Below are 12,628 nucleotides of genomic sequence, written 5' to 3'. Positions count from 1 at the left end.
ACCCTGCCCTACTTTAGTGCGGAAGTTCGATTTGCAGTTCATTTCCAGTCGGAAGTATCGTTTTTAATGCCTCACGTTGCACTAGATGACCGCCTTGACGATAACGATTGGACTGACTTGAAAGCTTGATCAGTTCGCCATTCCATAAGACACGTCGTTGTTCACCTCGTGAGATTCGAATACGACAAGGGATATCGAAAATGTCCATCTGGAACGTGCCCGTTATGACTGGATCAAGAAGAAGTCCGTCTGAACGCTCTTGAATCCCTAAGACGTTCGTCATTAATTGATTCAACCAGATCCCTGGTCCACTCGAGTAGATTCGCCATCCTCCTTTGACCGGAACCTTCCCTGCTTTTAATTCGCTCCAACGTTCTTGCGCTTCGTACCGCGTCGTAAAGGCCGCATCCGAGCTGCTGAAATATGCATTTCTCTGACGGCGGACTGCTTTTGGAACTTTTAGATCCACAGGATTAATGACATCAAACGCTTCTGTTATCGTTTTTTCATCTGCTCCGAATTTTGCAAGTGCTTCAATGTAACGAATATGGGCATGTACATACTGCAACCCAATTTCGCGACCGACATTAGCCGCTTGTTCTGCCCGCATGAAATGCCGACTTACACCACCACGATATTGTGCCGGTCGATCCATCAAACGCACACCATCCGGGAACTTTAAATGCTCTTCGATGATCCGTAAATTCTGCATCGCTTGTTCTCGTGTAACCAGTTCTCCGATGATACTGCGCGTCAATGGTAACAATCGATACTTCATCGGTAGTCCATCATCTGAGGGATGGATCATCGGATGATATCCATCTTCCTCGACCCGTAAAAAACCAGGAATGACGCCATCTAAAATCATTTCTGACTGAAAGGACTGTTCCATGCGTAAAGCAAGCTTCGTTAATCGCATGCTGATTGTCGATTCTGGCAGTTCGATTGCTAAGTTACGGAATGCTTGGAACGTCAAAGCTACTGTCCATGTACTGATTAATTTTTTCTTTAACACATCATCTGCTGGTTGTAGCGTATCATCCCAATCTCCACCGCCGTATGCAGAAAAGACACTATTCGGGACAAAATCCTTTTCAATCCGTTCACACGCTCGTTCCAGATGATTCATGAGCGAGTGCTTCAGTGTTTCTTGACCTGTTTCTGTTCGATAGGGAAGTAGTTCCTCGAGACATGCCCAGTCATGCGTTCGCTGAAGATAATCTGCACATGCCTTTAACGGCCAAACGATCACGTCACCGTGACTATCCTCTTGCTGGATACCGGCATACTCATCAAACATGAACCATTGTGGCCAGTGCCCTGTTTCGAATTGATGGGAAAAGATCCGAAGCAGTAATGCGCGAGCTTCTTCAAAGTGACCAAACGCCAGTAAAAATTCCATCGGTCCCTGAGATACATCGCGTGTTCCCCACGCAGCGCCACCATATTGCTCCAAACCGTGTGGCGATTGGTAATGAATGCGCATATTTTGGATGTACCAATCTACTTGAAATTGCAGTGCGTCCGCATCTTGCCAGACGTCTTCAAACTGTAAGTTTTTTCGGTAATGAGATTGCCATTTCTTGAATAAAAGCTTCTCTTCTTCTGCTTCAAAGAATAACTGTTCCTCTGTTCCCATTCGCATGACGAGATGATTCGTCGCCTCGACGGATAACCAAACTAAGTCATCTACAATTGGCTGTGTCAACCAGTCAGACGTTTGGGCGATGGAATACGGCTGATCCATTTCAATCGTATATGTCAAATGTGGTAGGACACGTTTGCTCAACGTATCGTCCGTCGCTCTAAAGTGAAGGCGATTTGCGTCCTGTTCCATTTGAAACGGCATGTCGTATTCTTGTGTGTGCATCGTTACCTGGTGACTGATTTTCATTGCGTGTGGATGCAAAGTCTTTACCGTCGTTTCAAGTACAGGTCGATCAGCACCGATTGACGTTCGGACTTCGATTGTCTCCTCATCTACGAAGTAATACCAGACTACTTCGTTCCATCCCATTTCAAAGATCGACGGCAGGGTCAACAATTGATATTCTTCATTTCGCGCGATGTAGATACGTTGTCCAGAAGTCTTAGGAATGTTCAACGGATTTCTGACGTTGGATGTCCATTTATTATAATTCGTGTTCCCGTGCACGATATGCGAGTTGAATACACCATTCATATGGACGGTCGTCGCCAATTTCTTGTCTATCGGTGCTAAACTACCTCCATTTAATAGAATAGTGGCATGGCTTCGATCGACGAGTAGTTCTTTTTCTTTTAAAACGACATGATGACCGTTTGGTGTAAAGAAAGACAATAATTGTGACCCTTCCCACTCTTCAAGCAACCGTTCCGGATATAAGTCGTCGAGTTGTTGTGTCGTTGCGGTCTTTCCAACAAGCGTTTTGGGTGTTTGAAGGAAAGTCGTACGATGGTGTTCCTTCCGTTCCTCCTCACGCTCGAATAGCGGCATGAATTGATGAATCGATTGTTCATCAAGTGCTTCTTCCATGGAAGGAATGAAGCGCAACTCAAATTGGAACGCTATCTCTCCATCCGATTCTTTAACGGCTGTCCGAATCGTCGGTAATGCGAATTCATACTGAAGAACGCGTGAGGGTAATGTTGCATTCAACCCCTTCGCCATATTAGTTGCGCGATACGAAGTACCGTATACATCAAAACCGTCTGTCGCAAACTCTTCGATACGCTCATGTGAGAGGATCGCAACGCTCGGAAACCCCGTTGACTGCCGCTGATTTTGTCGAGCCAATACCCCATGTTCGATCGCAACGTAGTCAATGTACTGTGCCATGTATGCCTCATTCGTACGTACACCCGCTTCATCAGCAAGGCCTAAATCCTGTGCATAGGTGACATCAAATTCTCCTTCTCCAATGAATGAGACCTTAAAATGCATGCCAGTCGTGTGAAGACTTGCGACGACTTCGTATCCAAATTTCTCATACTCACCTTTCCAGCTGATCGTATGCTCAGATAACGCTAGTCGACTAGGTGAATGGATACCAAGTAACGGCAAGGCTGCACTAGCGTCATGGCGAACATATAGATTCATCAAGGACTCATCAAACGGATGGTGAATCAATTGATTTATCATGATATCTTGATAACGGATTTGACGAATATCGCCGCCTTCAGTCAGTGTCACACTAAATTCATCGTGTCGTAGATGTGGAACGGTCGTTAATGTGTTCATCAAATTGCTCCTTTTCAACGGTCTGTTTCAACCAGAATGTTTCATGCAATGTACATGCACTATCTGAACCAGCGTAAAGAATGAATTCACCCGCATCCGCTTTGACTGAACCGTCCGGATGCTGATACATCAGCATCGAAGCATCGATTCGGAATGTTACTTCTCGATTGGAACCAGCTTTTACAAAAACACGTTCATATCCTTTTAATTGACGTAAGGGACGTGACACGTCAGCAACTGGATCTTGCACGTACCATTGAACGATTTCCTCCGCATCTAATGTGCCTTCGTTAGTAACCAGAACAGATGCTTCCCATATACTTTCTTTCGACTGTTCACATAGTGTTAACTGTGAGTAAGAAAAATGGGTATAGCTTAATCCATAACCAAATGGAAATAAAGCTTCGTTTGGAGCGTCCAAGTATTTACTTGTATAGCGCGGATCCGCACCTTCGATCGTCATCGGGCGACCTGTCGGCAAAGCATCATACCGTATCGGCAATTGCCCAACATGATACGGAAATGATATGGTCAGTTTTCCAGAAGGAATTGCGTGACCATATAGTAAACGATGGATCGCTCGACCTGCTTCTGTTCCCGGATACCACGCTTCGAGCACTGCATCGGAGTGTTCAACGACATCACGAAGGTCTAGTGGTCGACCGTTAAATAGTACGGTTACAATCGGTTTTCCAAGAGTCGCAAGTCGTGCTAATCCTTCACGTTGTGTTTTCGGCAATCGGATGTCCGTTCGACTTCCAGCTTCTCCACTCATCCAAGACGCTTCTCCCAACGCTAAAAGAATCACTTCTGCCTGCTTCGCTACTTCCATCGCCTGATCCCAGTCGATTTCCGCATCAACCGTTGATCCTTCTGCAAAAACATACTCAATGTTCGCTTCATCTAACGCATCTCGAACGGTAATTGCTTCTTCTTGCTTCCCACTACCTGCCCATGGACCGAGTACGTCTGTTGATGTCGCAAAAGGTCCGATCAAGGCAATCCGCTGACTTTCCGCTAACGGAAGAATGTGATCATTTTTAAGTAAGACACAACTTTTTTCAGCTAAACGCCGTGCTGTATCCCGATGTTCTTTCGAAAGGTGGATTCTCTTTTCAAGCTCAGGATCAATACCACGGTAGGGATTTTCAAATAATCCAAGATCTCGCTTTAAAATAAGAATCCGGCGTACTGCTTCGTCTACTAAATCAATCGAAACAACATGCTCTTCAATCTGCTGTTCCAAATGATTTAAATAAGCACCTGACATCATATCGATATCGACACCCGCTTTGATTCCTTTCTCTCCAGCTTCAGCAAGAGAACCCGCAACACCATGCTGGATTAATTCTTTAATAGATGACCAATCCGAAATCGTGACCCCATCAAATTGCCACTCATTTCGAAGAATTTGCCGTAACAGATACGTACTAGCTGTAGCGGGTACACCATCAACAACGTTGAAGCTTGTCATGATAAGTCGAGCACCGGCTTCGATTGCCTTTAAGTAGGCGGGTAAATAAAATTCTCGTAATTCACGATCCGACATATCGACCGTATTATAGTCACGACCACCTTCAGCAGCACCGTACGCCGCAAAATGTTTCACACAAGCGGCTAAAGAATCGGACCGCGTTAAATCATCTGTTTGATATCCGCGAACGAAGGCTTTGGCATATTCTCCATTGAGCCAAACATCCTCACCTGTTGACTCCATGACACGCCCCCAGCGTGCATCACGTACAAGATCTACCATCGGCGAAAAGGTAACGTGTAGTCCTGAAGCTGCCGCTTCGATAGCCGATTGACGAGCCATTAATTCCATTTCACTAATATCCCACATAGAGGCAAGCGCCAAAGGGACCGGATAAATCGTTCGATGACCGTGAACGATATCCGCCATGAACAAGAGTGGGATTCCTAATCGATTATGTTTTAAGTAGTTTTGTTGAATGCGAAGTGCCTGCTCTGCTTGATTAATCCCGATGACAGACCCTAATTCAAATCGATTTTCCTCCGTCAAACCACTTTCTTCCATAAGTTGTGCTACTGGTCCCGTCACTGTATCGGATGTCTGTGGATCATAGACAGATGGGAGGATTTGAACGAGTTGTCCGATTTTTTCCTGAAGTGTCATTTGCTCTAACAAAGATTCAATATTCATCTCTCAGCACCTCATATCAACTATATTTTATCGAAACGTTTCACCTGTTACTCAAAATTATAAGCGCTTTCATAAAATTCTTCAACCTTTCTTTCGAAACGTTTCGATAAAAAGAACAAAAGTAAGAACTCTTCCTTTTCAGAAAAGAGTTCTTACTTTGTTTAGATCCTTTATGACCAAATAAAAATACCATACACGACACCAGCAGACGCTACGAGCGTCGTACCGATTGACACCATCATCATAGTAAATCCAAGTCCTTTCAAACGAACGGCTCGTGCTAACGAAAGACTAAACGAAAGCACTGCACCACTCGCAAGTACAATCGCCCCTGCGAATAACAACGTAGAGTTGATCCATCCATCTCCGATGACGATCCACGCATAGGTGAAGCTGGCTAAAAGAGCGGTCATGATGAGCCATTGTTTCGATGTTCCATTTTTCAACATATCGGTTTCCTCCTGATTTGCTTCTATTAATACTTGTTCGCCTTTTCCAGTCAAATTCCTGTCATTAAAAAATCGTGCCTCCTGTTGTTAGGAGACACGATGCACTTACGACGCTACTTGCCATTTCTCTTTTAATTGCTCCATCTCTTCCTGTCCTTCGTATGACTGCATCCAGAGGTTAAAGACATCGACGACGTCCCCTTCTGACTCCCGAACAAGGTAACTCTTCTCCGCCGGAATCCATTTCTCCTGAATCCTTGGTGCTGCGAGTCGTTGATCGAGTGCTTCATAATGAATCGCCTCGACCGTATCAGTGATCATGACATCGACTTCGCCTGAGGCGACAGCAAGCGGGATGTCGAGATTTTGCTCATACATGACGATCTTCGCTTTCGTGAACGTCTTGCGGACGAATTGTTCATTCGTTCCGCCTGGGTTTAGACCGATCGTGACGTTCGGACGATTGATCTGTTCAATCGAAGCAAAGCGTTCAGCATCTTCTTTACGGACGAGCGGCGTCTTCTGGAACGATAGGTAACTCGACGTGAAGTCACCGATGATCTCACGCTCGATATTCTTCGTCACACCACCGACGACCATATCGAATTTGCCACTTGCGAGATCAGCAGATAACGTCGGCCATGTCGTTGGAACGAATTCGACGTCGATACCGGTCGTTTTCGCGAAAGAGCGGATGACTTCGATATCGAATCCTTCGTACTCGTTCGTCTTCCGGTTCAAGTAGGTGAATGGTTTGTAATCTCCGGTCGTCCCGACGACGATTTTTTTCGTCGCAAAGACATTCTTCGCTTGTACACGTCGTGGTTGTTCGGTTTGCCATAACGTCAGTAAGCTGGCAAATAAGACGCCACCTCCAACAATCATCCATCCTAACTTACTCATGTGCTCCCGCTCCTTTCGCTCCGACCGTCTCACGTGTCGAGACGATGTTCCATTTTTTCTTCAGTTTTTGTACCTGCTCTTGTCCTTCCGCACTTTCAATCCAGACGCGGAAGACGTCTCCGAGCTGCTTTTGTCCCGGTTTCATCAAATACGCCATCTCAGCTGGTTCCCATGCTTCTGTCAGTTTTGGAACTGCAAGATCGAGTTCTGTTGCGTAGTGCAATGCCTCGATATCGTCTGTTACCATGACGTCGACTTGACCGCTTTGGACAGCTTTTGGAATGTCTAAATTGTTTTCAAAGACGGTCACATCCGCCTTTGGAAAATGCTTCTTCACGAACGCCTCGTTCGTCCCACCCGGATTGACACCAATTTTGACTGATGGATCATTGATTGCAGCGAGCGAATTCAAGCGTTTGACATCTTCTTTTTTTACAAGCGGTGCTTTTTGAAAGGAGAAATACGACGATGTAAAGTCTCCGACGACCTCTCGCTCGACTTTCTTCGTGATGCCACCGACAGCGATATCAAACTTGCCTGATTTCGTATCCTCCGATAATGTCGGCCATGTCGTCTTGACGAACGTCACATCAAGATTTGCTGCTTTTGCGAACGCTTGGATGACATCAATATCAAAGCCTTGATAACGATTCCGTTCCTCGTTCCAGTATGTAAAGGGCTTATAATCCCCCGTTGTCCCGACGACCAGCTTGTGGTCTTCGAAGATGTCATGTGCTTTGGCATCCGTCTGTTGATTCCAGATCATCCAAGCGGCAACGCCTGTCAAAACAAGTCCTGCCAGTAGCCATGGTTTCTTTCTCATCGTATCTCTCCTTTCTGTTTTGTCGTTGCCCATTCACCGAATATTGCTACAATTTAACCCAAATGATTTTCGGTGTGGGTAATAGTCATTATCCTACCACACTTACACGTGATTTCAAGATAATTTGACGATTTTATGCATAAAAGCATTAAAAAGATGTTTTGATGACGGTTACAGTTCTATAAGTCGTCTCCCTTTACAGAATTGCCTCGTCTTTTCCATACTGATACAGAATCATCAAATCGTGAAATGGAGGAATGGAACATGAGTCAGATTTTCATCATTGGTGCAAATGGAAAAGTAGGTCGTCACGCTGCTCGCTTACTGCAGGATTCGGAGCACGATGTCAAAGTAGGATTACGTTCCAAGGACCAGTTCAGTGATTTTGAGAAACTCGGTCATACACCGGTCCATCTCGATCTTGAAGCCGACGTCGCAACAATCACGGAAGCATTACAAGGCTCAGATGTCGTCATCTTTACGGCAGGATCAGGCGGTCATACTGGAGCCGACAAGACGATGCTGATTGATTTCGACGGTGCCGTCAAATCGATTGAAGCGGCCGAAGCAATCAATGCGAAACAGTTCATCATGGTCAGTGCTTTAAATGCCGATTCGCCGGAAACATGGTCTGACAGCATGAAGCCGTATTACATCGCGAAACGTTATGCCGATCGTGTCCTGAAGGAATCATCACTTAACTATACGATTCTTCGCCCAGGCGGACTATCGGATGAAGCCGGAACAGGCAACGTCACGACGGATCCGTCCGAGCAAGCGACTAAAAAAATTCCACGCGAGGACGTCGCCCGTGTCATTTTAGCTGCGATCGGTCACGACAACGCCTCGAAGCAAGTTGTCACGCTGCTCGAAGGTGACACACCAATTAACGAGTTGTTCTAATACAAAAGCTCACGTCTCAATCTCCGAGACGTGAGCTTTTTCGATAAAATTGATTATTAGTAGTCATCAGTAATAAAAGAACTTGAAGCTTCCTCGCTTGCTTAGATTCCGATGTTTAATCTTGCTCCGCGACTGTACGCAATCCGCGTAACGTTTGAATTTTACGTTCATGGCGTTGCATCACGAATGATAGACCCGTCACGATTGCGAGATTGAACCAGATCATCGTGTCTGTGATCGGATTAAACAAGTTAATGAGTACTGCGATAATATTAATAAAAAAAACGACTTTATAAAGCTTTAAAATCCGATGCTCGTGATGGATCTGTGAATCAAAGTCAGAGTACAAATGAAACGGTTCATCTGAGGTCCGTTTTCTTAAGAAGACCCAGCGGAACGATGTATCGACGACTTCAATGTCCATCTCTTCTAAAAACTCAAAGTAATCCTGCGACTTCGGATGGTTTGGCATGTTTTCTAACAATTCGATTCGATACGTATACATGTTAGGTTCGCCTTCAACAAATACATAACGTCCGAGTCGAAACTTCTGTAAGTACCAGCCTTTGTTTGCCATCTCGTTTAACCAAACTTCTTCTTTCGCATAATCAGCGTAAAAGCGATAGACCGTTTTACTGTTCATCTTGACTCACTCCCATCGTTTCTTGACCATGTCGCACAAGTTCTTTAAGTCGATTCAGCTCTATTAGCAGTCGCTCTCGTCCCTGATTCGTCATGATGTACTCTTTCTTTCGACCCGTCTCTTGGTCGCTTGCTTCAATCCATCCCTTATCCACTAAGCTACTAAGTGCCCCATACAAGGTACCGGCTGCTAACTTGACACGGTCATTGCTTAACTCCTGCACGAATTGCATGATGCCATAACCATGACGAGGTTGTTGGAGCGAAAGCAAAATATAATAGACGGCTTCTGTCAATGCTGTCGCTTGATCCGTACGTGCCATTTCCACACTCCTTACTACGTCTTCCGTTATATCGTCTACCGATATACTAAAAATATCCTATTTTAACTGAATTAGCAACAAAAAAAAACGTGCCGAATCCAAAATCGATAGGATCGGCACGCTACATAGAGCAAGATTATGACAAACATTTTTTGATATGTTGATAGTTCTTGTTACCACCTGATAAGTTACATACATCCGTAAATCCAAGGTTTTTCAAGACATTTTGTGCAGCATTACCCGTTACCCCTTTATTACAATAGACGATCGTCGGCAATGTCGGATCTAATTCCTTCGCCCGTGTCCGTAGCTCACCGAGTGGCATATGAATCGCTCCATCGACATGATTTTTCTCGAATTGTGCTTTTGAACGTGTATCGATGATTTGGAACGCCTTTCCACCTGCGACTTGATCAATCAATTCATTTGGCGTCATCAAACGTGCTGTTTTTTTAATTGCATTATCGAGCGCCATTCCCGTATAAAGAACTGGATCCTTCGTCGTCGCGAACGGTGGAGCGTAAGCTAAATCGAGATGGAACAAGTCTTCCGCTTTCGCTTTAAAAGTAATCGCTGTCGCTAGGACATCAATCCGTTTATCAACACCTTGCGGACCAACGATCTGGGCTCCGAGGACTCGTCCTGTTGCTCGATCGGCAATCGCTTTAATTGTCATCTCTTTACCGCCCATGTATTCCGGACGATCTGGTTTGATATTATGCAGTACTTCAATGTCATACCCTGATTCACGCGCTTCTTTTTCCGTCAAACCCGTTTGAGCGACAGTCAAATCGAAGGCTTTGAAGATACCCGTTCCTAAAATACCACGGTGCTCCGCTTCTTCTCCGGTAATGACCATGCCAGCAATCCGTCCCATCTTGTTCGCGGTTGACCCAAGCGGACGGTAGATCGCTTCACCCGTGATGACGGAGAAACTCTCCGCGACGTCGCCGACTGCGTAGACATCCGCTACATTCGTCTGCATCTTACGGTTGACTGCAATCGCACCTGTTTTACCAAGCGCTACGCCGATCTGCTTCGCAAGACCTGTGTTCGGCTTGACACCAACGGACAGAATGACGAGATCCGTCTCGATCGTTTTTCCACTCTCAAGCGCGACCTCAGAAACACCTTCCTTTCCGTTGAACGCCGTCACTGATTCACCGAGCAAAAGGGATACCCCTTTATCTTTCAAATGATCGGCTACCCGTTCTGCCATATCGCGATCAAGCGGCGGCATCACTTGCGGCAAGCGTTCGACGAGCGTGACTTGAATGCCCCGATACGTCAATTGCTCAGCCATCTCAAGACCGATGAATCCTCCGCCGACGATCGTTGCCGTCTTCGGATCATGGGCGTCAATGTAGGACCGAATCGCGTCGGCATTGCGGACATTTCGAACAGTAAAGACATTCTCCTGCTCGACACCTGGTAGTGGCGGAACGATGCTTGAAGCACCTGTTGCCAGCACTAACGTGTCATACGTGTCCGTGAAACAATCCCCTGTCAGAAGATTCACGATCGTCGCCGTTTTTGTCGCATGATCAATTGATTCGACTTCGTGTTGTGTATGAATATCAATGTTATACCGCTTTTTAAAGAAAGTAGCATCTCGTGGTGTCAATTCATCGATATCAGCGATTTCTCCACCAACGAAGTAAGGAATTCCACAACCCGAATACGAGATATCTTGATCGCGGTCATAAATCGTGATTTGCATATCTTCACTGTTACGACGTGCTTTTGCTCCAACTGATGTCCCGGCAGCAACCGAACCAATAATCATTAATTTCATATCTAGTTCCTCCCCAAAATCAATAAAGTATCAAGCTGATATATAAGCCAAGCAATGTGATGGCAAGTGTCGGAATCGTCAGGATCGTTCCAATCTTAAAGTATTGTCCCCAACCGATCTTCACGCCTTTCGTCCGAAGTACGTGTAGCCAGAGCAATGTCGCTAGACTACCAATCGGCGTAATCTTCGGTCCAAGATCGGAACCAATGACATTCGCATAGATGAGTGCCTCTCGCATCGTTCCGGTTGCCTGACTTAAATCAATGGCAAGAGCATCGATCATGACAGTCGGCATGTTATTCATGATCGACGACAAGATGGCTGCCAAGAAGCCCATGCCAAATGTCGCAGCTGCTAAATTCGTCGCAAAGCCATCAATGATGTCAGCAAGTACTTGTGTTAATCCGGCGTTTTGCAGACCATATACGACGATATACATCCCAAGCGAGAAGAAAACGATCGCCCATGGAGCACCACCGATGACCTTTTTCGTCGGTACGCTCGGCGATCGGCGTGCCATCAATAAGAAGAACAAAGCGATGACTCCAGCGACAAGACTGACCGGGATACCGATGACGTCACTCGTGAAATATCCGACGACAAGCAAAATGAGGACGAACCAAGATAACTTGAACATCCGCTGGTCCTTGATCGCTGTCGCCGGTGCGACGAGCTGCGCGACATCATAATTCTTCGGAATACTTTTACGGAAATACAGATATAAGACGATTAGACTACCGATGACAGAAAAGAAATTGACGAATACCATTCGTGATGCATACTCTGTAAAGCCGATGTCAAAGAAATCCGCTGAGACGATGTTGACGAGGTTCGAGACAACGAATGGTAAGCTTGCTGTATCAGCGATGAAGCCGGAAGCAAATACATACGCTAACACGACATAATCCGGTAGTTTTAAGTGACGTACCATTGCAAGGACGATTGGCGTCAGGATCAATGCCGCCCCATCGTTAGCAAATAACGCCGAAACGACTGCACCGAGCAATGTCATATACACGAATAGTTTGACACCGCCCCCTTTTGCGATCCGTGCCATATGCAGAGCTGCCCATTCGAAGAATCCGATCTCATCGAGAATCAACGAGATGATGATGAGGGCAATGAAGGTAAAGGTGGCATTCCAGATGATCCCCCAGACCGTCGAGACATCATCGAGGTTTACGACTCCCGTTACTAACGCAACGAGCGCCATGCCCATCGCTGAGTAACCGATGCCGAGTCCTTTAGGTTGTTTGATAATTAAGAATAAGGTAATCAGAAAGATTCCAATCGCTAGTAAATGTGTACCGGTCAATGCGTTCACTTCATTTCTGTATTAAATTTCGGTCGTTCTGTTAATGATTCATAGTCCTTAATGTATGTGATCTAGCGTTACAGCGATATGA

The 12,628-nt window shown here is 45.7% G+C and carries 10 protein-coding genes; 1 reads left to right on the top strand and 9 read right to left on the bottom strand.

Annotation, left to right across the window (positions count from 1 at the left end):
- Nucleotides 1–13: 13 nt before the first annotated feature.
- The 5 genes from ADM98_RS08255 to ADM98_RS08235 all read right to left on the bottom strand — a co-directional run bounded on the left by ADM98_RS08255 (nt 14) and on the right by ADM98_RS08235 (nt 7,559).
- Entirely contained in the window at nt 14–3,220 is a 3,207-nt protein-coding gene (locus ADM98_RS08255; protein WP_053453056.1) for a GH36-type glycosyl hydrolase domain-containing protein, read from the bottom strand.
- A complete protein-coding gene (gene bglX / locus ADM98_RS08250; RefSeq protein ID WP_082318521.1) occupies nt 3,180–5,384 on the bottom strand; it encodes a beta-glucosidase BglX in 2,205 nt (734 codons plus the stop codon). Before bglX ends, ADM98_RS08255 begins: the two co-directional genes overlap by 41 nt.
- Before the next feature lie 170 nt (nt 5,385–5,554).
- Nucleotides 5,555–5,833 (bottom strand): hypothetical protein, encoded by a 279-nt coding sequence (locus tag ADM98_RS08245; protein WP_053453055.1) that lies wholly within the window; start codon nt 5,831–5,833, stop codon nt 5,555–5,557.
- 105 nt (nt 5,834–5,938) lie between these two features.
- Nucleotides 5,939–6,736: a transporter substrate-binding domain-containing protein gene (locus ADM98_RS08240; protein WP_053453054.1), complete on the bottom strand. Its 798-nt coding sequence runs from the start codon at nt 6,734–6,736 to the stop codon at nt 5,939–5,941.
- Nucleotides 6,729–7,559, bottom strand: a complete 831-nt coding sequence (locus tag ADM98_RS08235) for a transporter substrate-binding domain-containing protein (RefSeq protein WP_053453053.1) — start codon at nt 7,557–7,559, stop codon at nt 6,729–6,731. The genes ADM98_RS08240 and ADM98_RS08235 overlap by 8 nt, the downstream gene beginning before the upstream one ends.
- A 264-nt stretch (nt 7,560–7,823) precedes the next feature.
- Between ADM98_RS08235 and ADM98_RS08230 the strand changes: the two genes are divergently transcribed.
- Nucleotides 7,824–8,462: an SDR family oxidoreductase gene (locus ADM98_RS08230; protein WP_053453052.1), complete on the top strand. Its 639-nt coding sequence runs from the start codon at nt 7,824–7,826 to the stop codon at nt 8,460–8,462.
- 115 nt (nt 8,463–8,577) lie between these two features.
- Here the strand turns inward: ADM98_RS08230 and ADM98_RS08225 are convergent, their stop codons facing one another.
- The 4 genes from ADM98_RS08225 to ADM98_RS08210 all read right to left on the bottom strand — a co-directional run bounded on the left by ADM98_RS08225 (nt 8,578) and on the right by ADM98_RS08210 (nt 12,546).
- Nucleotides 8,578–9,105 (bottom strand): DUF2812 domain-containing protein, encoded by a 528-nt coding sequence (locus tag ADM98_RS08225; protein ID WP_053453051.1) that lies wholly within the window; start codon nt 9,103–9,105, stop codon nt 8,578–8,580.
- Nucleotides 9,095–9,427 (bottom strand): PadR family transcriptional regulator, encoded by a 333-nt coding sequence (locus tag ADM98_RS08220; RefSeq protein ID WP_053453050.1) that lies wholly within the window; start codon nt 9,425–9,427, stop codon nt 9,095–9,097. Before ADM98_RS08220 ends, ADM98_RS08225 begins: the two co-directional genes overlap by 11 nt.
- 136 nt (nt 9,428–9,563) lie before the next feature.
- Nucleotides 9,564–11,222: an FAD-dependent oxidoreductase gene (locus ADM98_RS08215; protein ID WP_053453049.1), complete on the bottom strand. Its 1,659-nt coding sequence runs from the start codon at nt 11,220–11,222 to the stop codon at nt 9,564–9,566.
- A 19-nt stretch (nt 11,223–11,241) separates the two neighbouring features.
- A complete protein-coding gene (locus tag ADM98_RS08210; RefSeq protein ID WP_053453048.1) occupies nt 11,242–12,546 on the bottom strand; it encodes an arsenic transporter in 1,305 nt (434 codons plus the stop codon).
- Nucleotides 12,547–12,628: the final 82 nt, after the last annotated feature.

It is taken from the genome of Exiguobacterium sp. BMC-KP, assembly GCF_001275385.1.
Taxonomy (GTDB): Bacteria; Bacillota; Bacilli; order Exiguobacteriales; family Exiguobacteriaceae; genus Exiguobacterium_A.
Note: the sequence above shows the minus strand (reverse complement) of the source record. Positions and strands in the feature narration are given on the sequence as shown.